17 protein-coding genes are annotated in these 22,397 nt (G+C 61.9%); 10 read left to right on the top strand and 7 right to left on the bottom strand.

The window, feature by feature from the left end; translation table 11 throughout:
• Positions 1 to 212: 212 nt before the first annotated feature.
• From ACIN8IBEIGE_RS04870 to ACIN8IBEIGE_RS04830, 9 genes are all read left to right on the top strand, one after another.
• On the top strand, positions 213 to 1,862 hold the full coding sequence (locus ACIN8IBEIGE_RS04870) for an acyl-CoA synthetase (protein WP_160013660.1): 1,650 nt from the start codon (positions 213 to 215) through the stop codon (positions 1,860 to 1,862).
• Between the two features lie 138 nt (positions 1,863 to 2,000).
• Complete coding sequence (locus tag ACIN8IBEIGE_RS04865) at positions 2,001 to 3,002, top strand: extracellular solute-binding protein (protein ID WP_160013659.1); 1,002 nt, start codon at positions 2,001 to 2,003, stop codon at positions 3,000 to 3,002.
• A gap of 121 nt (positions 3,003 to 3,123) precedes the next feature.
• The gene (locus tag ACIN8IBEIGE_RS04860; protein WP_160013658.1) at positions 3,124 to 4,740 is read left to right on the top strand and encodes an iron ABC transporter permease; all 1,617 of its coding nucleotides are present in this window, start codon (positions 3,124 to 3,126) and stop codon (positions 4,738 to 4,740) included.
• Positions 4,741 to 4,935: 195 nt separating this feature from the next.
• Positions 4,936 to 6,018: a glycine cleavage system aminomethyltransferase GcvT gene (gene gcvT / locus ACIN8IBEIGE_RS04855; protein WP_160013657.1), complete on the top strand. Its 1,083-nt coding sequence runs from the start codon at positions 4,936 to 4,938 to the stop codon at positions 6,016 to 6,018.
• A 143-nt stretch (positions 6,019 to 6,161) separates the two neighbouring features.
• Entirely contained in the window at positions 6,162 to 6,551 is a 390-nt protein-coding gene (gene gcvH, locus ACIN8IBEIGE_RS04850) for a glycine cleavage system protein GcvH (RefSeq protein ID WP_090380154.1), read from the top strand.
• Between the two features lie 329 nt (positions 6,552 to 6,880).
• Positions 6,881 to 9,196 (top strand): Orn/Lys/Arg decarboxylase N-terminal domain-containing protein, encoded by a 2,316-nt coding sequence (locus ACIN8IBEIGE_RS04845; protein WP_160013656.1) that lies wholly within the window; start codon positions 6,881 to 6,883, stop codon positions 9,194 to 9,196.
• A gap of 172 nt (positions 9,197 to 9,368) precedes the next feature.
• On the top strand, positions 9,369 to 11,669 hold the full coding sequence (locus ACIN8IBEIGE_RS04840) for an Orn/Lys/Arg decarboxylase N-terminal domain-containing protein (protein ID WP_160013655.1): 2,301 nt from the start codon (positions 9,369 to 9,371) through the stop codon (positions 11,667 to 11,669).
• Positions 11,670 to 11,743: 74 nt separating this feature from the next.
• Positions 11,744 to 13,072, top strand: coding sequence for a putrescine-ornithine antiporter (potE, locus tag ACIN8IBEIGE_RS04835; RefSeq protein WP_160013654.1), 1,329 nt, complete (start codon positions 11,744 to 11,746; stop codon positions 13,070 to 13,072).
• A 45-nt stretch (positions 13,073 to 13,117) separates the two neighbouring features.
• Positions 13,118 to 14,023 carry an amino acid ABC transporter substrate-binding protein gene (locus ACIN8IBEIGE_RS04830; protein ID WP_160013653.1) on the top strand — a complete coding sequence of 302 codons (906 nt, stop codon included), beginning with the start codon at positions 13,118 to 13,120 and terminating at the stop codon, positions 14,021 to 14,023.
• A gap of 75 nt (positions 14,024 to 14,098) precedes the next feature.
• Here ACIN8IBEIGE_RS04830 and ACIN8IBEIGE_RS04825 read toward each other — a convergent pair whose 3' ends face one another.
• From ACIN8IBEIGE_RS04825 to ACIN8IBEIGE_RS04805, 5 genes are all read right to left on the bottom strand, one after another.
• Positions 14,099 to 14,407 (bottom strand): EthD family reductase, encoded by a 309-nt coding sequence (locus ACIN8IBEIGE_RS04825; protein ID WP_160013652.1) that lies wholly within the window; start codon positions 14,405 to 14,407, stop codon positions 14,099 to 14,101.
• A gap of 35 nt (positions 14,408 to 14,442) precedes the next feature.
• Positions 14,443 to 15,726 (bottom strand): triacylglycerol lipase, encoded by a 1,284-nt coding sequence (locus tag ACIN8IBEIGE_RS04820; protein WP_160013651.1) that lies wholly within the window; start codon positions 15,724 to 15,726, stop codon positions 14,443 to 14,445.
• Positions 15,727 to 15,744: 18 nt separating this feature from the next.
• The gene (locus ACIN8IBEIGE_RS04815; RefSeq protein WP_090380170.1) at positions 15,745 to 16,200 is read right to left on the bottom strand and encodes an NfeD family protein; all 456 of its coding nucleotides are present in this window, start codon (positions 16,198 to 16,200) and stop codon (positions 15,745 to 15,747) included.
• A gap of 3 nt (positions 16,201 to 16,203) precedes the next feature.
• A complete protein-coding gene (locus ACIN8IBEIGE_RS04810; protein WP_090380173.1) occupies positions 16,204 to 17,124 on the bottom strand; it encodes an SPFH domain-containing protein in 921 nt (306 codons plus the stop codon).
• A 124-nt stretch (positions 17,125 to 17,248) separates the two neighbouring features.
• The gene (locus tag ACIN8IBEIGE_RS04805; RefSeq protein WP_160013650.1) at positions 17,249 to 18,835 is read right to left on the bottom strand and encodes a murein L,D-transpeptidase; all 1,587 of its coding nucleotides are present in this window, start codon (positions 18,833 to 18,835) and stop codon (positions 17,249 to 17,251) included.
• 128 nt (positions 18,836 to 18,963) lie between these two features.
• Between ACIN8IBEIGE_RS04805 and ACIN8IBEIGE_RS04800 the strand changes: the two genes are divergently transcribed.
• On the top strand, positions 18,964 to 19,683 hold the full coding sequence (locus ACIN8IBEIGE_RS04800; protein WP_160013649.1) for a murein L,D-transpeptidase catalytic domain family protein: 720 nt from the start codon (positions 18,964 to 18,966) through the stop codon (positions 19,681 to 19,683).
• Positions 19,684 to 19,697: 14 nt separating this feature from the next.
• Here the strand turns inward: ACIN8IBEIGE_RS04800 and ACIN8IBEIGE_RS04795 are convergent, their stop codons facing one another.
• Both ACIN8IBEIGE_RS04795 and rpiA read right to left on the bottom strand, forming a co-directional pair.
• Entirely contained in the window at positions 19,698 to 21,482 is a 1,785-nt protein-coding gene (locus ACIN8IBEIGE_RS04795; protein ID WP_160013648.1) for a GspE/PulE family protein, read from the bottom strand.
• A gap of 117 nt (positions 21,483 to 21,599) precedes the next feature.
• Positions 21,600 to 22,274 carry a ribose-5-phosphate isomerase RpiA gene (rpiA, locus tag ACIN8IBEIGE_RS04790; protein ID WP_090250294.1) on the bottom strand — a complete coding sequence of 225 codons (675 nt, stop codon included), beginning with the start codon at positions 22,272 to 22,274 and terminating at the stop codon, positions 21,600 to 21,602.
• Between the last annotated feature and the right edge of the window lie 123 nt (positions 22,275 to 22,397).

Here is a 22,397-nt window from a genome sequence, read left to right as displayed (position 1 = left end):
CAAACCGAGATAAAGCTATGAAGGCTTGTCACACAGGCTGAAGCGCTCTGCGGCAGTTATTACGCCGCGATCAAGCGCCCAGCATGGCTGTTCGGATGCCTATGCTGACGTGATTGCTGACTTGTAAGTCACGGTTTCGACCAAGGTAGCGCATCGCAAAAACCTTACGGCTGCTATGGTCTCTGCGCACAACGCCCAGCTGGAGAACAACAATGCACAGCGTCAATCCCTACGAATACGGCATGCCCCGCGATGCGGCTAATTTTCAGGCGCTCAGCCCGTTGAGCTTTCTTGAGCGCGCCGCCAGCGTCTATCCGCAACGCCTGGCGCTGATCAATGGCAGCCTGCGCCAGACCTGGGGTGAAACCTACAGCCGCAGTATTCGTCTGGCCTCGGCCCTGGCCCAACGCGGCATTGGCCTGGGCGACACGGTGGCGGTGATCGCGCCCAACGGCCCGGCGATGTTCGAAGCGCACTTCGGCGTGCCGATGTGTGGCGCGGTGCTGAATGCCATCAACACCCGCCTGGATGCCGAAGCCATCGCCTTTATCCTGCAGCACGGCGAGGCCAAGGTGCTGCTGGTGGACAAGGAGTTCGGCGAGCTGGCCCAGCGCGTGGTCGGCCACTTACCGCAGCCGCCGCTGGTGATCGGCATTGACGACCCGGAATATGCCGATGGTCTACTGATCGGCCAGTTGGAGTACGAGGCGCTGCTGGCCGAAGGCGACCCAGGCTATGCCTGGCAGTTGCCGGCGGACGAGTGGCAGGCGATCTCCCTCAATTACACCTCCGGCACCACCGGCAACCCCAAGGGCGTGGTCTATCACCACCGCGGTGCGCACTTGAATGCCTTGTCCAATGCCATGTGCTGGGACATGAGCCGCTTCCCGGTGTACCTGTGGACGCTGCCGATGTTCCACTGCAATGGCTGGTGCTTCCCCTGGGCGCTGGCCGCCTATGTTGGGGTCAACGTGTGCCTGCGCCACGTGCGTGCCGAAGCCATCTACCCGGCGATTGCCGAGCACGGCGTCGACCATTTCTGCGGTGCGCCCATCGTGCTGAATATGCTGGCCAATGCCGATGACGCCCTAAAAGCCCTAAAGACCCAGCCGGTCAAAGTACTGACCGCCGGCGCCGCGCCACCCGCTGCGGTGATCGAAGCCATGGAAGCCCTGGCGTTTCGCGTCACCCACGTTTACGGCCTGACCGAAACCTACGGCCCCAGCGTGGCTTGCGAGTGGAAAAGCGAATGGGACAGCGAAACCCCTGAGCAGCGCGCCCGCCTGAAATCCCGCCAGGGCGTGCGTGCTCCGCTGCTCGACGGCCTGATGGTGGCCGACCCGGATACCCTGCAACCGGTGCCGAAAGATGGCCAAACCATCGGCGAGATCATGATGCGCGGCAACGTGGTGATGAAGGGCTACCTGAAGAACCCCTCCGCTACCGCTGAGGCCTTTGCCGGCGGCTGGTTCCACTCCGGCGATCTGGCGGTGTGGCATGCCGATGGTTATGTCGAGATCAAGGATCGCAGCAAGGACATCATCATCTCCGGTGGCGAAAACATCTCCTCCATCGAGGTGGAAGACGTGCTGTATCGCCATCCGCAGATCCTTGAAGCCGCCGTAGTGGCCATGGCCCACGCCAAATGGGGCGAAACCCCCTGCGCCTTCGTCACTCTCAAGCCGGGTGCCGAATTGACGGCCGAGGAAGTGATCGCCTTCTGTCAGCAGCGCATGGCGCGCTTCAAGGTGCCGGGCTGCGTAGTGTTTACCAGTCTGCCAAAGACCAGCACCGGCAAGGTGCAGAAGTTTGTCTTGCGTGAGCAAGCCAAGCAGTTGGCCGCACAGCAGGCGGTGGCCTGACGTTCCGGCTTCAGCCCACGATGCATGGCGTGGGCTGAAGACACTTGTTACAGGTTTAAATGGATAACGAGTTGAGAACCTAAATGCCATTCACTAGTATTTGGCACCTTAACTCGTCTATACCAAGAGGCATTCTCCATGCAGGTAAGCAAAGGCTTGTTCGCCGCACTCTCTCTCACCGCGTTGGCCAGCACTGCGCAGGCCGCCGATGAAGTGGTGGTTTATTCCTCGCGTATCGACGAGCTGATCAAGCCGGTATTCGACGCCTACACCGCGAAAACCGGGGTCAAGGTCAAGTTCATCACGGATAAAGAAGCGCCGCTGATCGCCCGCCTGAAAGCCGAAGGTGCCAACACTCCGGCTGACCTGCTGATCACCGTCGATGCTGGCAACCTTTGGCAAGCCGAGCAGGAAGGCGTGCTGCAGCCAACTAAGTCCGAGCTGATTAACGCCAATATCCCCGCGCAGTACCGCTCCAGCACCGACAGCTGGACCGGCCTGTCGCTGCGCGCGCGGACCATCTTCTATTCCACCGAGCGGGTTAAACCGAGCGAGCTGAGCACCTACGAAGCCCTGGCTGACAAAAACTGGGAAGGCCGCCTGTGCCTGCGTACCAGCAAGAAGGTCTACAACCAGTCGCTGACCGCCACCCTGATCGAAACCCATGGCGCGGCCAAGACCGAAGAAATCGTCAAGGGTTGGGTCAACAACCTGGCCACCGACGTATTTGCCGATGACACCGCGCTGCTGCAGGCCATCGACGCTGGTCAGTGCGATGTGGGCATCACCAACACCTATTACTACGGCCGCCTGCACCAGCAGCAGCCTGACCTGAAAGTGAAGCCATACTGGCCGAACCAGAACGACCGTGGCGTGCACGTCAACCTGGCCGGTGCCGGTGTGACCAAGCACGCGCCAAACGCCGAAGCCGCGCGCAAGCTGCTGGAGTGGATGACCACCGAAGAGGCGCAGACCATCTTCGCCGGCGTCAACCAGGAGTTCCCGGCCAATCCGGCGGTCGCACCGTCCAAGGAAGTTGCTGCTTGGGGCAGCTTCAAGGCTGACTCGATCGCCACCGAAGTGGCCGGCAAGCGTCAGGCCGAAGCGACCATGCTGATGGACCGCGCTGGCTGGAACTGAGCCAGGGCTAAGCCGCAGGTGGAAAAGCCGTCACGGTTTTCCACCCTGCAACGCGCTGGCTTTATACTGCCGACGCCCCGCCTTTGCGGGGCGTTGTCTTTTCCGCTGTAGAGGACTCTGCGTGGCCCATCCTGCCCAGCGCCGCTGGTATCCCATCGTCTTTGCCGTTGCCTTGCTGGTGCTGCTACCGCTGAGCGTGCTGATGTTCAGCTGGCACGAGGTCGACCAGCAGATTTGGGCGCACCTGTGGCAAACCCAGTTGCCGCGTCTGCTCGGCAATACCCTGGTGCTGGTGCTCGGCGTGGGCGTGGGTGTGACGCTGCTTGGCGTCAGCCTGGCCTGGCTCACCAGCCTCTGCGAGTTCCCCGGGCGACGCTGGCTGGACTGGGCGCTGATGCTGCCGTTTGCCATTCCGGCTTATGTGCTGGCGTTCGTGTTCGTTGGCCTGCTGGATTTCGCCGGCCCGTTGCAGACCCTGCTGCGCGAGTGGTTCGGCAGCGCTGTGCGCTTTCCCCGGGTGCGCTCCACCGGCGGGGTGATCATCGTTCTGGTGCTGGTGTTCTACCCCTACGTCTACCTGCTTGCACGCAATGCCTTTCTGGCCCAGGGCAAAGGGTTGATGGAAGCGGCGCGGGTACTTGGTCTGAGCCCCTGGCGGGCGTTCTGGCGCGTCGCCTTGCCGATGGCGCGACCGGCGATTGGTGCGGGCCTGGCCCTGGCGATCATGGAAACCCTGGCGGATTTCGGTGCGGTGGCGGTGTTCAACTTCGACACCTTTACCACGGCGATCTACAAGACCTGGTACAGCTTCTACAGCCTGACGAGCGCCACCCAGCTGGCCAGCCTGCTGCTGCTGGCGGTGATGCTGGTGCTCTACGGCGAACGCCGCGCCCGTGGTGCGGTACGCCCGGTGAATGAGCGGCCGCGCGGCAAGGCGCTGTATCACCTCAAGGGCGGCAAGGCGCTGGCCGCCAGTGCCTGGTGCGGCCTGGTGTTCGCCTGCGGCTTTGTCATCCCGCTGCTGCAGCTGATCGTCTGGTTCTGGCAGCGCGGCCGTTTCGATCTGGATGAGCGCTACAGCGCCTTGATTCTGCATACCTTGTATCTGGGCGCGATGGCGGCGCTGATCACCGTCAGCGTGGCTTTGCTGCTGGCGTTCTCTCGCCGTTTGACCCCGACCCGTTTGATGCGCGGCACCGTCGGTGTGGCCAATCTCGGTTATGCCTTGCCGGGTTCGATGCTGGCGGTGGCGATCATGCTGGCGTTCAGTTACCTGGACCGCGAGCTGGTGATTCCGCTGTCCAGCTGGCTGGGTGGTGCAGGCAAGCCGGTGCTGCTCGGCAGTCTGTCGGCGTTGCTGCTGGCCTATATGATCCGCTTTATGGCGGTGGCCTACGGCCCACTGGAAAACAGCCTGGCGCGTATTCGCCCCTCCTTGCCGGAAGCCTCGCGCAGCCTGGGTGTCGGCGGTGTTGGGTTGTTCTGCAAGGTCTATCTGCCCCTGCTGGTGCCGGGTGCGCTGTCGGCAGCGCTGCTGGTGTTTGTCGATGTGCTCAAGGAAATGCCCGCCACCCTGTTGATGCGTCCGTTCGGTTGGGACACGTTATCGGTGCGAGTATTTGAAATGACCAGCGAAGGCGAGTGGGCGCGCGCCTCACTGCCGGCCCTGACTCTGGTACTGGTCGGCCTGCTGCCGGTGATTCTGCTGATCCGCCGTTCGGCGCGGCGCCACGGGTAGAGTGGGTTAGCTGCGTAGCGGCGTAACCCGCCAGGCTCCTTCAGTACAGCCAAGACCAAGATGACCGCCCCCGGTGTTGCGGCTACAATGCGCGCCATTCGCAGCGGCCGATCATCTTGATAGCCCGTGCCAGTGCCCGATTATGTGGGCTCAGCCAGGTTGCCGCTGCACTGCCCAGCCCGCAAGGAGACACTTATGGGACAGCGCACACCGCTTTATGACCTGCACCTCGCTTTGGGTGCCAAGATGGTCGACTTCGGCGGTTGGGACATGCCGTTGCACTATGGCTCGCAGGTCGAGGAGCACCATCAGGTGCGTCGCGACTGCGGGGTGTTCGATGTGTCGCACATGACCGTGGTGGATGTCAGTGGCAGCCAGGCCAAGGCCTACCTGCAACACCTGCTGGCCAACGACATCGAGCGCCTGCAAAGCATCGGTAAAGCCCTCTACAGTGGCATGCTCAACGAGCAGGGCGGGGTGGTGGATGATTTGATTGTCTACCTCACCGACTTCGGTTACCGCGTGGTGGTGAATGCCTCGACCCGCGACAAGGACCTGGCCTGGATGCGCCTGCAGAGCGTCGATTTTGACGTGCAGCTGCAAGAGCGTGCCGAACTGGCGATGCTGGCGATTCAAGGCCCCCAGGCACGCAGCAAGACTGCCGAGCTGGTCAGCCAGTCCCGCGCCAACCTGATTCAGAGCCTCAAGCCCTTCGAAGGCCAGCCCGATGGCGAGTGGTTTATCGCCCGCACCGGCTACACCGGCGAAGACGGTCTGGAAATCATGCTGCCGGCCAGCGAAGTGGTGGCTTTCCTCAATGAACTGGTCGGTGCCGGGATTTCCCCGATTGGTCTTGGCGCGCGCGACACCCTGCGCCTGGAAGCCGGGATGAACCTGTACGGCCAGGACATGGACGAAAGTGTGACCCCGCTGGCCGCCAATATGGCCTGGACCATCGCCTGGGAGCCGGCCAGCCGTGGTTTCGTTGGCCGTGCCGCGCTGCAAAAGCAGAAGGCCGAAGGTGTCGCCTCCAAGCTCGTCGGTCTGGTGCTGGAAGAGCGCGGCGTGCTGCGTGCGCATCAGGTGGTGCGGGTTGAAGGGGTGGGCGAAGGCGAGATCACCAGCGGCAGCTTCTCGCCGACCCTGGGCAAATCCATCGCCCTGGCCCGCGTCCCGGCTGCGACCCAGGAGCGTGCCGAGGTGGAGATTCGCGGCAAGTGGTACCCGGTGCGAGTGGTCAAACCGACCTTCGTGCGTAACGGCAAGGCGCTTATCTAAGCCTTGAGCTGGCCATGGATGGTCGAGAACGCCCCGGTTTGTAACGGTGCGTCAGGTTTTTAAAGACTTTCTTTCGGTATGGCCAAGGCCTGCTAAATTTCCATGACGGCGTGGTCGCCGTCATGTCAGATGAGGAACGACACATGAGCAATATCCCCGCCGATCTGCGTTACGCCGCCAGCCACGAGTGGGCGCGCCTGGAAGCCGATGGCAGCGTTACCGTTGGCATTTCCGATCACGCTCAGGAAGCCCTGGGTGATGTGGTGTTCATCGAGCTGCCGGAAGTCGGCAAGACCCTGAATGCCGGTCAGGAAGCCGGGGTGGTGGAATCGGTCAAGGCCGCGTCCGACATCTATGCACCGGTCTCCGGTGAAGTGATCGCGATCAACGACGGCCTGGCCGACAGCCCCGAAAGCGTCAACAGCGATCCGTACGGCAGCTGGTTCTTCAAGCTCAAGCCGAGCGACGCCAGCGAGCTGGACAAGCTGCTGGATGCGACCGCTTACAAGGCCGCCGCTGACAGCGACGCCTAAGCCTCCCGCTTAGCTGCAAAACAACGCCCCGCATTGCGGGGCGTTGTTGTTTCTGCGTCGTTGTCTGTCGCAGGTAATGGCACTGTGCCGCTCTAGCACGGCGATTCGCCGCACCCTGCTGTTTGTTCGGTCAGAAAATTTGCGCGGCCCGCGATGCTGACTAGGCTGTTGATCCATGTCACGAGATGTTTCCCCATTCGGCGCATAGTGGGGTGAGCGGGCATGCACCAATTCCCCGGTTTCTATGCACTAACCCCTGCACGGTTATAGGGTGCCAGGGTATGGACCGTGCGACTGCGTTTGCGCACAAGGACGATGGAGGCAGGTTGATGATTGGACGAACCAACAAACCCCTGAAAATGCGCGTGCTGATGGTCGACGACGACCTCGGCAGCCCCGCCAGCATGCGTGGGCGCGTGCTCAACGAACTGGTCGACGAATTTGCCAGCCGCAATGCCGAACTGATCAAGGCCACTTCCTATGAGGATGGGTTGGCGGCGGTGATGTCCGATGCAGCGCTGCATTGCATCTGCGTCGATTGGACTCTGGGCAAGAATGACGACAGCTCCCACGCCCAGGCTCTGCAGTTGCTGCGCAGCATTCGCCAGCGCAACGAAAACGTCCCGGTATTTCTGATGGCCGACCGTAATGCCAAGAAGAGCATCACGGTGGAGGCCATGGGTCTGGCCGACGAGTTCGTCTGGATGCTCGAAGACACCGCGCCCTTTGTGGTCGGTCGGGTGATTGCCGCGATCAACCGCTACCTTGAGCACCTGCTGCCGCCATTCACCGATGCACTGCTGCGCTACACCATGAAGGATGAGCACTCCTGGGCCGCGCCGGGGCATCAGGGCGGGATTGCCTTTACCAAGTCGCCGGTGGGCCGGGTGTTCTTCGACTTCTTCGGGGAAAACCTGTTTCGCACTGACAGCGGTATCGAGCGCGGCAGCCTCGGTTCAGTGCTCGACCACAGCGGCCCGGTGGCAGACTCCGAAGCCTATGTGGCGCGGATCTTCGGTGCCCACGCCAGCTACTCGGTACTCAACGGCACCTCGGGCTCCAACCGGGCGATCTTTATGGCCTGCGTCGGTGAAAACCAGTTCGCCCTGTGCGACCGCAATTGCCACAAATCCATCGAGCAGGGCCTGGTACTGACTGGCGGCCTGCCGCTGTATATGACGCCGACACGCAACCGCTACGGGATTATCGGCCCACTGCTGCCCGCGCAGTTCGATGCACAGCGCATCGAGACCGCCATCGCCAACCATCCGTTGCGTGCCCAGGCCAAGGGCAGCAAGCCCGTGTATGCCGTGGTCACCAATTGCACCTATGACGGCATGTGCCTGCACGCCGAACGCGCCGAGGGCATGCTGGCGCAAAGCAGCGAACGCATTCACTTCGATGAGGCCTGGTACGGCTACGCGCGTTTCAATTCGCTGTACCAGGGGCGTTACGCCATGCGTGGCGACCCGGCCAGCCACCCGACCGACGGCCCGACGGTATTTGCCACTCACTCGACCCACAAGCTGCTGGCGGCGCTGTCGCAGTCCTCGTTTATCCATATTCGCAACGGCCGTAGCCCGGTCGAGCACAGTCGCTTCAACGAGTCCTTCGTGATTCAGGCCAGTACCTCGCCGTTGTATGCGTTGTTCGCCTCCAACGAGGTGGGCGCGGCGATGATGGACGGCAACGGCGGCTATAGCCTGACCCAGGATTCGCTGCGCGAGGCGGTGGATTTCCGCCAGGCGCTGGCACGCACCCACCGCGAGTTTGCCAGCCGTGGTGACTGGTTCTTCCAGCCGTGGAACGCGCAGCAGGTCTGCGATAGCAAAACCGGCAAGACGGTTGATTTTGCCGACGCCGATGCCGAGCAACTGGCCAGCGATCCTGCCTGCTGGGAGCTGGAGCCAGGCGCCGAGTGGCATGGTTTCGCGGGCCTGGAAAAAGGCTGGTGCATGCTCGACCCGATCAAGGTCGGCATCATGGTGCCGGGCATGGGCGTCGACGGTCAGCTGTTGGCGGAGGGCATCCCCGCGCCAATCCTCGGTGCCTTTCTCTACCGCAACAACATCGTGCCGTCGCGCATCACCGATTTTATGGTGCTGTGCCTGTTCAGCATCGGTGTGACCAAGGGCAAGTGGGGCACGCTGATCAATGTGCTGCTGGCCTTTAAACGCCACTACGACAGCAATGCTCCGCTGCAGCGGGTGCTGCCTGATCTGCTCGCCCAGGCGCCTGAGCGCTACCGCGGCATGGGCCTGCGTGACCTCAGCAGCGAGATGTTCGAGTACATGCGCAGCAGCCGCATGGACGCTCTGCAGGCCGAAGCCTTCGGCAATTTGCCGTTGATCGAAACAACCCCGCGCGCTGCGTTCCAGGCGCTGCAAACCGGCGAGGTCGAGCTGTTGCCGCTGCAACAGGCGGCGGGGCGGGTTACCGGGGTTGGCATCATGCCATATCCACCGGGTATCCCGATTGTCATGCCCGGCGAGAACCTTGGTCCGCTGGATGGCCCATGGATTCGTTATATCCAGGCCCTGCAGGATTGGGGCAAGCATTTCCCCGGTTTCGAGAAAGAGGTAGAGGGCGCCGTGCATCAGGACGGCGGTTACCACTTCTGGTGCCTCAAGCGCACAGGCTGTTGAAAAACGCTAGCGAGGCAGTCAGCGCAAGGCAAAAACAGACGAAAAAGCGGAGTTTACGAGTTGTAAATGAGCATTTTTGAGTCTGTTTTTAACGCCGCGATGGCAACGCAGGTAGTTTTTCAACAGCCTGCTAAGGCTTGGCACCCATCAGGTCTATTACAAGGAGTTCATCATGAGTCACGCCAAAGTGCCGTTGCCGGCATCCCTCGCTCAGCGTTACCCGGTGCTGATTGTGGTCAACACCCTGGAGCACCCGGACAGCATCGTTCTGCGCAGCGCCGAGGCGGTGGGTCGGGCCTTGCAGCAGCATGGCCTGGAGGTTGAGCGGGTCAGCTCGCTGGATGACGCGGAAATCGCCTTTCGCGCCGACCCAGCCTATTGCTGCGTCATTCTCGGTTGGGGCTTGTGTGAGGAAAACCTGCCGCTAGCGCTGCACCTGATTCAGTTGATCCGCCAGCGTACCGCACAGCTGCCGATCATGCTTGGCATGAGCCAGGCGCATCAGAGCCGCGTGCCTCTGGAGTTTGTCGAAAATATCGACGGCTTTATCTGGCAGCCGGAAGACAGCCCGGAGTTTGTCGCCGGCCGTATCGAAGCCGCTGCCCGGCGCTACCTGAACAGCATCCTGCCGCCATTTTTCGGCGCTTTGGTGAACTTCGCCGACACCCATGAATACTCCTGGCACACCCCTGGGCATACCGGCGGCACCGCCTTTATGAAAACCGCAGTGGGGCGCAGTTTTCTCGACTTCTACGGCGAGCAGATGCTGCGCTCCGACCTCAGCGTGTCGGTGGGTGAGCTGGGCTCGCTGAATGATCACTCCGGGCCTATTGCCGAGGCGGAAAAGAATGCCGCGCGGGTGTTTGGCGCCGATTACACCTTCTTCTCGGTCGGCGGCAGTTCAGCCAGCAACGAGATCGTCCTGCACTCTGCAGTCACCGATGGCGATGCGGTGCTGGTCGATCGCAACTGCCACAAGTCGCTGAACTACGCGCTGAATATGTCCGGTGCGGTGCCGCTGTACCTGCGGCCACGGCGTAACGCACGCGGGCTGATCGGCCCGGTGCCACGCAGCGAGCTGATGCCCGAGGCGGTGGCGCAGAAAATCGCCGAAAGTCCGCTGATGACCGACAAACAGGCCCGTCCAGTACTGGCGGTGCTGACCAACTCGACCTACGACGGCCTCTGCTACAACGTGCAGACCACCACCCGCGAACTGAGCCAGAGCGTCGAGCGGATTCACTACGACGAAGCCTGGTATGCCTACGCGCGCTTCAATCCGCTGTATGAAGGCCGCTACGGCATGCACCGTGGCGAACGGCATGCCGATGACGCCACGGTGACCGTTACCCACTCGACCCACAAACTGCTGGCGGCGCTGTCGCAGGCCTCGATGATCCATATCCGTTCGGGCAAGGTGCCGGTCAAGCCGGCGCTGTTCAACGAGGCGTTCATGATGCACACCTCGACCTCGCCGCAGTACAGCATCATCGCCTCCACCGATGTGTCGGCGAAGATGATGGATGATGCCGGCGAGTACCTCACCGATGAGTCCATCGGCGAAGCCATCGCCTTTCGTCAGGCCATGGTGCGCCTGGGTAATGAGGTGCGTAAGCGCAAACCGCAGGATTGGTGGTTTGGCGTGTGGCAACCGGATGAGGTCAACGGCGTGCCCTTTGCCGACCTCGACCCGCAGACCTTGCGTCAGGGCGATACCTGGGTGCTCAAGCCGAACGCCAGCTGGCATGGCTTCGGCGACCTGGGCCGTGATTACTGCATGCTCGACCCGATCAAGGTCACCGTGCTGACCCCAGGGCAGACCCTGGAAGGGCAGATGGAGGCCAGCGGCATTCCGGCGCCGCTGGTGTCGTCGTTCCTTGCCAGCCGCGGCATCGTGGTGGAAAAGACTGAGCCGTATTCGATTCTGCTGTTGTTCAGCCTGGGCGTAACCAAGGGCAAGTGGGGTTCGCTGGTTGCCGGGCTGATGGAGTTCAAGAAGCACTACGACAGCAACGCCTCGCTGGAATTGGTGATGCCTGAGCTGGTCGCCAACCACGGCGAACGCTACGCCGGCATGGGCCTCAAGGATCTGGCCGACGCCATGCACCAGGACATGCTCGCCTCCAAGCTGCTGCACAACATTGACGCCGCCTTCAGCCTGCTGCCGGATGTGGTGAGTTCGCCGCGCGAGACCTACGCCAAGCTGGTCAAGGGCCAGATCGAGCAGATCGCCGTGCGCGACATGCTGAACCGCACCGTGGCTGTGCAGGTGGTGCCGTATCCGCCGGGCATTCCGCTGATGATGCCGGGCGAAAAGGCTGGCGCGGACAAGCAGGCGATCATCGATTACCTGCTGGCGATGGAGCTGTTCGACAGCCACTTCCCCGGTTTCGAGCACGACAACCATGGCGTCGAGATTGAGCGCGATGGCCAGGGTGGGCTGACGTACAGGGTCTATGTGGTCAAACAGTAACCCTTAGCCACTCCCGGCCGGCAGCCTTGGCTGCTGGTTGCGGCCAGTGCCACGCACAGAACAAGGAGAGGTCGATGGCTGAGTCAAGCAAGAAGATGAGCCTGGTGGGGCTCACCACCCTGGTGGCGGTCAATATGATGGGCTCCGGCATCATCATGTTGCCGTCGAGCATGGCCCAGTTGGGCGCTGTTTCGCTGCTGTCGTGGATCATCACGGCAGTCGGCTCCATGGCCATTGCCTACTGTTTCGCCCAGTGCGGCATCTACTGCCACCGCTCGGGCGGTATGTCGGCCTATACCGAGGAAGCGCACGGCAAGTCGGCGTTCTTTCTCTGCTCGTTTCTGTATTTCCTTTCGCTGGCCATCGGCAACGTGGCCATCGGTATTTCTGCGGTGGGCTATCTCACGCCGTTCTTCCCCTGGTTGGGCAGTGGCGCGATTCCGCTGTTTGTCGGCACGGTCGGGCTGATCTGGCTGACCACAGTGGCCAATTTCGGCGGCCCGCATATCACCGGCAAGATCGGCGCAATCACCGTCTGGGGGGTGATCATTCCGGTGGCGGGGCTCAGTGTGATCGGCTGGTTCTGGTTTGACCCTGCGGTGTTGAAGGATGCCTGGAACCCGCACAGCCTGAAGATCAGCGATGCCATTGCGCAGAGTATTCCGCTGACCCTGTGGGCCTTCCTCGGCATGGAGTCGGCGGCGCAGAACTCCGATGCGGTGGAAAATCCCGAGCGCAATGTGCCGTTGGCCTGCCTGTTCGGCACCCTTGGCGCGGCGGTGGTGTATGTGCTGTCGACCACGGTGATTCAGGGCATTGTGCCGAATGCCGAGCTGGCCAACTCCAGCGCACCCTTTGCCTATGTCTATGCGCAGATGTTCAACCCCTTTGTCGGCAACATCATCATGGGCCTGGCCGTCATGGCCTGTATCGGCTCGCTGCTGGGCTGGCAGTTCACTTTGGCGCAAACCGCCAAGGTCACGGCGGATCAGGGCATGTTCCTCAAACTGTTCGGCAAGGTGACGGCGGCCAATGCACCGGTGATCGGCATGATCGTGTGCGGGGTGCTGCAAACTCTGTTGGCGCTTTCGACCATCTCGCCGAACGCCAGCGCGCAGTTCAGCAAGTTGGTCAATCTGGCGGCCGTTACCAACCTGATTCCCTATGTCACGGCGCTCTCCGGCTTGCTGGTGATCATGTACAAGGCCCGCGTCAGCGCGGCGATCTATACCCGCAACGTGGTGGTGCTGATGGTGGCGATGGTTTATTGCTTCTACGCCCTGTATGCCTCGGGCAAGGATGCGGTGTTCGGCGCGATGCTGGTGCTGGCGCTGGGCTACCTGCTGTACGGCTTTATCGCCAAGCGCTTTGTCGCTGAGCAGCCCGCGTCTGGTAAGGCGTGAGTATGAAAGCGGACTGCCAAGCCATCTGAATCTGGGGATATAGACATGAACGGACAACTGCTAAAACCCATCAATCTGCTGCTGGCCTGCCTGCTCGCTATGCCGCTGTTGGCTGGCGCCAGTACGCTGGAACGCGTGCGCAGCAGCAACAGCCTGACCCTCGGTTACCTGCCGGATATCGCGCCCTTCAGCAGCCAGCAGGACGGCCAGCCCAGCGGCTATGCCATCGAACTGTGCGAGCAGGTTGCCGCGCATATTAAATCCGAGCTGGGTCTGGCCGATCTGCAGGTGCGTTACCAGGCGTTGGAGGAGGCCGAGAGCATCGCCGCGGTCAGCGCGGGCAGCATCGACATTCTCTGCTCGCCGACCCTGGAAACGCTGACAGAGCGCAAGGCGGTGAGCTTCTCGCTGCCGATCTACACCGCCGGCCTTGCCGCACTGGTGCGTGAGGATGCCTCGCCGGCGCTGATCAATGTGCTTAACGGCAAGGTGGCGCACAGTGGCCCGACCTGGCGAGCCACCATCAACCGCGGCCTGGCCAATCATACCTATGCGGTAACCGAGGGCGGCGCGACCGAAGCCTGGGTGCGTCAGCAGCAGAACCAGCTGGGCGTGGTTGCCACTCTGGTGACGGTCGTCAACCCGGAGCAGGGCGTGCAACTGGTGGCGGATGGCAAGGCCGATGCGTTCTTTTCTGAGCGCATCCTGCTGCAGAACTACCTGGCCAAGAACAAGGATGCCAGCGAGATGAGGGTGCTGGAGCGCATTTACGAATTCGCCCCGGTGGCCATGGCCCTGGCCCGTGATGATGAAGACCTGCGCCTGTTGGTGGATACCGCGCTGAGTGAAAGCTACCGTTCCGGCGAGCTGGAGAAAATCTACCGCCGCCACCTGGGTGAGCCGGGTGAGATGGTCAAGGTGTTGTTCAAGGTCTACGCATTGCCGCGATAACGGATGCATTGGCGTGGTGTAACAAGGCCGCCAATGGGCGGCCTTGTTGCGGGGTATTGGCGTCTGCGTGTCGCACTAGATGAGCACTTCATCAATCTGCAGCAGTGGCTGGATATCGGTGAAGTTGGCGATGTCGCCGATGATGGTTGGGCCGTGTTGCGCCAACGTCGCCTGAAACGCTTCAACCGAGCTTATCCAGATATTCGCCAGGCAGATGAACGCCGCCGGTGCGCCATCCGGTGTCGCTAGGCCCTTGCGTACCTGGCTGTTGAGGCAGTTGCCGGCGAGCAGGCGAGTGACCATGGGGATGTGCTGTTCGAGGTAATAGCTGAAGTCGAAGCGGGCACCGGCTGTCTGTGGGTAAGCGATGGACACGCAGTACATGATGGCTCTCCTGTTATGCAGGTGTGCGGTAGCGGTCAGGTATCGTTCGCGGGTTTGCAGCCGTGAGCGGGTAGGCTGCTTAGGGCCCGCTCAAGTAAGGCATGGCTGCGTCTGCTGTTGAGGATGCTGGTATGGGTTTCGTCGAGCAGGTACAGGCGTTCAGCTTCATCCTGGGCGGCGGCACGCAGTGCGCTGGCCAGGGGCACTGTGCCGTCATTCGGATTGGGCAGCATGCGTGTGTTGCCGGCATAGCTGACCAGCAGCCATTGGCGCATATGCGTCGGCAGCGGCGTGGCAAACAGGCGTTGCAGGTAAGGGCTGCCCGGCGCCATATCGCGCCACACTGGAATATCCAGCGGCACGTCACGCACTCCGCTAGCCGCCGAGGGGTGGCCATCCCAGGGTGTCGACAACGTGATAAACAGGCAGAGGCGTTGGTTGTCATCCGCGCTCAACAGCTGCACGGCACGCCGCGCCACCAGGCCGCCCATGCTGTGGGCAAACACATGCAGACGCGGCGGTGTGTGGCGCAACTGCAGATCACGGATGGCGACGCTGAGCATATAGGCGCTGTTGCTTAGCGGCAGGCCGCTGGGGAAGTGGTAGAGCACCAGCTGATAACGCTGCAGGTCGAGGTTTGCGGCCAGTGCCTGCCAGACGCGCGGCGAGGAGTTGATGCCGTGGACCAGAACGATCGGTTCCTTGTGCTTATCCCAGGGCGCGAGCAGGTACAGGCCATAGCCCAGTTCGCGCATAAAGGTCAGTGGTTGCCAGGCTCCCATGCGCACATTTTTATCGTTGAAGCGCGGGTCGTCGAAGCTTACCGGCTGCAGGTAATTGCTCTGCATGCGCGGTTGTTCGTGGTACAGCACCTCCAGGCTGAGATCCAGCGCAGGGGCTTGCTGCAGGTCACTGGGAGTAAGGCGTAGCGGGTTGAGCTGACTGAGGCGCGCACGCTCATCCGGCTCTGGCTGCACGCTAAGAGGTGCGCTCTGGGCATTGCTCAGCCAGTGGCGGGGCTCGTCGTTGTCGAGGATAAAGTTGCCGTTGCGGTCATCGAAACCCAGCAACTGGTAAGCGGCCGGCGCGGCGGTGAAGTAAAAGGTCTCGCCGGGGGCGGCGATACGGTAGGCGATCAGTTTGCTGTCCGCATCAAGCAGCGCGACCAGCGCGCTGCGGCCGGAGTCCGAGACTTGCAGCTGGCCGGGGATCAGCAGCAGCTCCTGGCGGGCCTGCTGCATTTCCTTATCCAGTTTCAGCAGGCTGCAGCCGCTGCTGAGCAGCAGCGCAGCGGCCAGTAACACGGGCCATCCGCTCATCCGGCCACCTCAAGGGGCTTAACTTGCTTGCTCGGCCTCAACTCGCAACAGCACGCCATCCTGCCCCACCACCCGCACAGGCGTGCCGGCTGGTAGATCAGCGCCGATGACCAGCCACAGGCTGTCGCCGGCCTTGATCTTGCCACGTCCGCCGCTGATCGCTTCGTGCAGCACAAAGGTGCGGCCGACGAATTCGCTACCGCGCTGGTTCAGCCCAGGCTGGTCGGAAGGCTTGGCTGCACTGCGCTGACGTTGCCACCAGAACACTGCCGTGAGTATCGAGAGCAGGCCGAACAGAATGAACTGCGCAGCCCAGGGCAGGCCGGGGAAGATAAAGGTCAGCAGGCCGACGCTGGCGGCGGCCAGGCCGATCCACAGCAGATAGCCGCCGGCACCGAACACTTCGAGGATCAGCAGCAGGGTGCCGAACGCCAGCCAGTTCCAGTACGACAGGTGCTGTAAAAAGTCCCACATGGTTTAACCCTTCTTCTCGCCGAAGGTGGCTTTGACAATTTCGCTGATACCGCCGACTGCGCCGATCACCTGGCTGGCTTCCAGCGGCATCAGGATGACTTTGCTGTTATTGGCGCTGGCCAGTTGGCCGAGGGCTTCGATGTATTTCTGCGCGACGAAGTAGTTGACTGCCTGTACGTTGCCCTGGGCGATGGCTTCGGAAACCATGCGCGTGGCTTCGGCTTCTGCCTGGGCGGCACGTTCGCGCGCTTCGGCTTCGAGGAAGGCCGCCTGGCGCTGGCCTTCGGCCTTGAGGATATCGCCCTGCTTCTGCCCTTCGGCAGTGAGAATGGCAGCGGCGCGCAGGCCTTCGGCTTCGAGAATCTGTGCACGCTTGATCCGTTCGGCTTTCATCTGCCCGGACATGGCGGCCATAAGGTCGGCGGGCGGGCTGATGTCCTTGATTTCGATCCGGGTGATCTTGATGCCCCATGGCGCGGTGGCTTCATCGACGGTGCGCAGCAGGCGTTCGTTGATGGCGTCGCGCTGGCCGAGCATGGCATCCAGCTCCATGGAGCCAAGCACGGTACGGATATTGGTCATCACCAGGTTGCGGATGGCGTGTTCGAGGTTGTTGACCTCGTAAGCCGCCTGGGCCGAGTTGATGATCTGGAAGAAGCAGATGGCGTCGATCTGCACTGTGGCGTTATCGGCGGTGATGACTTCCTGTGGCGGAATATCCAGCACGTTTTCCATCACATTGAGCTTGCGGCCGATCTTGTCCATGACCGGTACGATGATGTTCAGACCTGGCTTGAGGGTGTTGGTGTAGCGGCCGAAGCGCTCGACTGTCCACTCGAAGCCCTGCGGCACGACCTTGAAGCCCATAAAGACGATGGCGACGGCGAGGCCGACAAAGAGAAAAATGACGCTGCCGATTTCCATGTGATGTAGCTCCTTGGCGGTTTTTAGTCTGCGGATTAGCTGTTCAGGTATCTAAGCACAGTTGGCATTGGCGCTGCTGTCGATGGCGTTGCAGAGTGTGCCGATCAACGGTCATGGCTGCCGATCAGTGCACGTTTGGCGCGAGGGCTTTTATCAGGCGCACGTCGCGCGCATAGATGTCCGGGTAGTAGCGCAGGGCCCCGTCCTTGCTGGCTTCGACCGTCCAGTAGGCAATCAGCAGCGGTGCCGGATGTTGCAGACGGTATTGCTGGGTTTCGCCGCTGGCGATACGCGTCTGCACGCTGCTCAGCTCATCCGGAGTGAGCAGCCAGGCGAGCAGGGTGTCGACGGCCTCGACCCGTACACAGCCCGAGCTGAACGCACGTGGGGCTTTGCTGAACAGCTGCTGGCTGGGAGTGTCATGCAGATAGACCGCAAATGGATTGTCAAAGCGCACAGCGACGCGGCCAAGCGGGTTATGGCTACCGGCGGACTGGCGCAGGCGGATTGCCCCGGGGCTTTCCCAGTCGATGCTCTGCGGGTCGAGCAGGTTGCCGTCGCGGTCGAGCACGCTCATCTGGTGGCGCTCCAGGTAGCTGATGTCGTCACGAATGGCAGGCAGTTTGTCTTCGCGCAGAATAGTCGGCGGCACGGTCCAGGTCGGATTGAGGGTTAGCCGCACGATGCTGGAGGCGAGCAGCGGCGTTTGTCGTTCGGCACGGCCGACCTGGGTGCGCGTGCGCCAGAGCAGCTGGTTATTGCGTCGCACCTGAATTTCAGCGGCTGCGACATTGATCAGCACTTCGGCATCGCCCATTGCGTCGGCCAGCCAGCGCAGGCGCTCAAGGTTGGCGCGCAGCTGCTCGCGGCGCAGCTGTGGGCTGATATTCAGCTCGGTCAGGCTAGCGGGGCCGAGAATGCCATCCGGGTTGAGACCGTGATCGCGTTGAAAATTCTCCAGGGCGCTTTGCGTGGACAGATCATACGTGCTGCCCAGTTCTTCTTGCGGTGCAGCCAGGTAGCCCTGGGCGATCAGTCGTGCGCGCAATACTGGCAGTCGCGCATCCTTGCCGCCGGGCTTTAGCAGTGCGCCACTGGCGAGCGTTGCCCATTCCTGTAGCGGCTGTAGGCGTTGTTGCGCATAGGCGCTGCGTAGCCGCTGGTATTGCACGGTGGCCGGCCGTGCGCTGGCAAAGGCCAGGGATGGTGTGTGCAAATGCAGCAGGGCCAGTGAGAGAGTCGCCAGCTGCGGGTCTGGGTTGGTATGCCCTGGTGCCTGCCACAGTGGCTCTAGGCGTTGTTGCAGCAGGCGGCCGCGACGTAGATGCAGCAGGGCTTGCAGGTAGCTGTGGCTGGTCAGCAATTCCGCACACTCGCGCTGCTCGGCGAAACTTTCCGCGACCAGGCTGGGCAGCAGATAGTCGTTGGGCTGCAGACCGTCATCTTCCAATTGCGCCAGCTGCTCGCGTAATTGCAGCAGTTGTTCGCTGTTCTGCCAGGCCGGTTGGCCGTCGCGTTGCGCATAAAAAGCCTGCAGCAGGCGTTGAGCATTCTCGTCTAGGCTTGTCGGTAATGCGCTGCAGTGCTGCGTCAACTGAGCCAGCAATGGGCGCAGGTCGGCGCTGGTGGCAAAGGACGCATCGGTGGCATTGGCGACCAATGGCAGGGTGAGCAGGGCGGCGCTCAGGTAAAGTGTGCGTTTTTTGAACAATCTACTGCTCCAGTCCTTGGCTCTGAATAGAATCCCGCACGTGGGATTTAACACAAAAAGTATAGACAGGCCGTAGTTGGATCTTGTGACAGGGCGTCCTGGGGTCAGTACCTTGAGGTATTTGCGCAATGTTTGGACGTCTTGGCAGGTTCTGCCTGATCGGTTTTTGGCTTTCTTGCATGCCCTTGTCGGTGACTGCAACCGAGCAGGGTGCCTTGCTCAGGGATCTGGCGCGGATTGCGCCTGGGCTCAATCAACAGGCGCTGCAGCATGCGCTGGCGGCCATGCAGTGTGCGGTCAATCATGGCGCTGATCCGGCGCGTCGTCTCGCCGTAATCGATTATTCGCGGCCTTCCACCGAACGGCGTTTGTGGATCTTTGATCTGCAGCGCAAGCGTCTGCTATTGCGCGATTATGTCGCCCACGGGCGCAAGTCCGGGGATAACTTTGCCGAGGCGTTTTCCAATCGTCTGGGCAGCCACCAATCCAGTCTTGGGCTGTTCCGCACGGCGGAAAGCTACCGCGGCAAGCATGGTTATTCCCTGCGCATGGACGGCCTGGAACCGGGGTTGAATGACCTGGCCCGCGAGCGTGCCATCGTGATTCACGGTGCGGGCTATGTGAACCCGCTCTGGGTGGCGAAACATGGCCGTATCGGCCGTAGCCTGGGTTGCCCGGCGGTGCGTCCCGAAGTGGCGCGCATGGTGGTCGATCAGCTAAAGGGCGGACAGTTTCTCTTCGCCTGGCACTCCAATCAGCGCTTGCTGCAAGCCTCGGCCTATTTGCAGTGCAAGCCGCAGCGGGTCGCCAGCATTCTCGCTCGCCAGCAGCGCCTGCCCAGAAGCTGAGGTGTCTAGCGGCGTTATTTCTGCTCGCTCTGCGGGGTTACCCGCAGCACTTCCTCGATGGTGGTCAGGCCGGCGGCAACCTTCTGCGCGCCGGACAGGCGCAGGCTGCGCATGCCTTCCTTGAACGCGTGCCGACGTAGCGCGATCAGGTCGGTGTCGGCGGTAATCAGCGGTTTCATCGCGTCATTGATCAGCATGATTTCATACACCCCGGCGCGGCCACGGTAGCCGGTGTCGCGGCATTCCAGGCAACCGACGGCGCTGCAGGCCTGAGTCGGCAGCGGCGCACTCCAGGGTTTGGTCAGGCTTTGCCAGCCGTCTTCATCCAATGCCTGGGGGGCCTTGCAGTGCGGGCATAGGGTGCGCACCAGGCGCTGGGCCATCACCCCGAGCAGGGTGGCCTTGAGCAGGTAATGCGGCACGCCCAGTTCCAGCAAGCGGGTGATGGCGCTGGGCGCATCGTTGGTGTGCAGGGTGGACAGCACCAGGTGCCCGGTGAGCGCGGCCTGGATCGCCATCTCGGCGGTTTCCAGATCGCGGATTTCGCCGACCATGATGATGTCCGGGTCCTGGCGCATCAGCGCACGTACGCCGCTGGCGAAGGTCAGGTCGATATTGCTCTGAACCTGCATCTGGTTGAACGCGCCCTCGATCATTTCGATCGGGTCTTCGATGGTGCAGACGTTGACCTCTTGAGTCGCCAACTGCTTGAGCGTGGTGTACAGCGTGGTGGTCTTGCCCGAGCCGGTAGGACCGGTAACCAGGATGATGCCGTTGGGCTGGCTGGTCATGCTCTGCCAACGTTTCAGGTCGTCGGCAGAGAAACCCAGCTGATCGAAGCTTTTCAGCAGCACTTCCGGGTCGAAGATCCGCATCACCATCTTCTCGCCGAAGGCGGTGGGCAGGGTCGACAGGCGCAGCTCGACTTCACCTCCGTCCGGGGTCTTGGTCTTCACCCGGCCGTCCTGCGGCTTGCGCTTTTCTGCGACGTTCATCCGCCCCAGGCTTTTCAGGCGGCTGACTACCGCCATGGTCACCTGCGGCGGGAACTGATAGACCGTGTGCAGTACGCCGTCGATGCGAAAACGCACGCTGCCCTGCTCGCGGCGCGGTTCGATATGGATATCACTGGCACGCTGGGTAAAGGCGTACTGGAACAGCCAGTCGACGATATTGACGATATGCGCGTCGTTGGCATCGGGCTCTTGGTCCTGGGCGCCGAGATTAAGCAGTTGCTCGAAGTTGCCGGCCCCGCTGATTTTCATATCACCGGCCGAGGCTCCGCTGACCGACTTGGCCAGGCGGTAGAACTCTACGGTAAAGCGCTGAATCTCCGTCGGGCTGGCCACCACGCGCTTGATTGGGCGCTTAAGCACGTGGATCAGGTTGGCTTCCCAGCTGTGCACCAGCGGTTGGCTGCTGGCGATGGTTACGCTGTCGTTGTCCACCGCCACGGCAAGAATCTTGTGGCGCTGGGCGAAGGCGTAAGACATCAGCGGGGTGACGGCGGCGACATCAATCTTCAGTGGGTCAATTCGTAAATATGGCTGCCCGGATTGTTCCGCCAACCAGACGGTCAGGTCTTCTAGGTCAAGCTTCTTGCCGGGTTTTTTCAGGTCGTCGAGTTGTTGGGCCGCGAGAAATTCCAGCGGGTGCTGCTTATTGTTGACCGCGCTGCGGCGGATCGTCAGACATTGTTCGGCATTGTCCTGATTGGTCCGACCCTGGGCGACCAGTTCACGCAGCAGATCAGCGAGTTCCAGCTGGCGATCATGGGCGGACGAGACGAATGCGGACATAAAACTCCCTGACGATCCTGATAACTAAGCAATATCAGCAGCATGACGCCAAGGGCGCGAGCTGTCTGCCGACTTGATCCATTTTTGCACAGCCGCCAGCCCTTGCCGTTACGAATGTCAGGCGCGCTTGAGGGTTTTCACGCCTTCTGCGGTGCCAAGTAGCAGCAGGTCAGCCGGTCGTGCGGCGAACAGGCCGTTGGTGACCACGCCGACGATGGCGTTGATCTGGCTTTCCAGCTCCACCGGGTTGGTGATCGACAGGTTGAACACGTCGAGGATGATATTGCCGTTATCGGTCACCACGCCTTCGCGGTACACCGGATCGCCACCAAGTTTGACCAGCTGGCGCGCCACATGGCTACGCGCCATCGGGATGACTTCTACTGGCAGGGGGAAGGCGCCCAGCACGGGCACCAGTTTGCTGGCGTCGGCAATGCAGATAAAGGTCTGCGCCACGGCTGCGACGATTTTCTCGCGGGTCAGGGCCGCGCCGCCGCCCTTGATCAGGTTGAGGTGTTCATCGCTCTCGTCGGCGCCGTCGACATAGAACTCCAGGTCGCTGACGGTGTTCAGCTCATACACCGGGATACCGTGGCCCTTGAGGCGTGCGGCGGTGGCCTCGGAGCTGGCGACTGCGCCATCGAATTCCATTTTGTGTTTGGCCAGGGCGTCGATAAAGCAGTTGGCGGTGGAGCCGGTGCCGACTCCGATCACACTCTTGGCGTCGAGTTTGGGGAGAATAAAGTCGACGGCAGCCTGGGCTACGGCTTGCTTGAGTTGATCCTGATTCATCATGGGGCCTGGCGTGGGAGTAAGGAGGCGCGAATTATAGCGCGGCTGCGCCGCCAGCGGACCTGGGCCGGGAAAACCCCGCAGCTAATATGGTCGTTCGGCGCGCCCCTGGGGTAGACTCGC

The organism is Pseudomonas sp. 8BK, from assembly GCF_902506475.1.
GTDB classification, from domain to species: domain Bacteria; phylum Pseudomonadota; class Gammaproteobacteria; order Pseudomonadales; family Pseudomonadaceae; genus Aquipseudomonas; species Aquipseudomonas anguilliseptica.
Note: the sequence above shows the minus strand (reverse complement) of the source record. Positions and strands in the feature narration are given on the sequence as shown.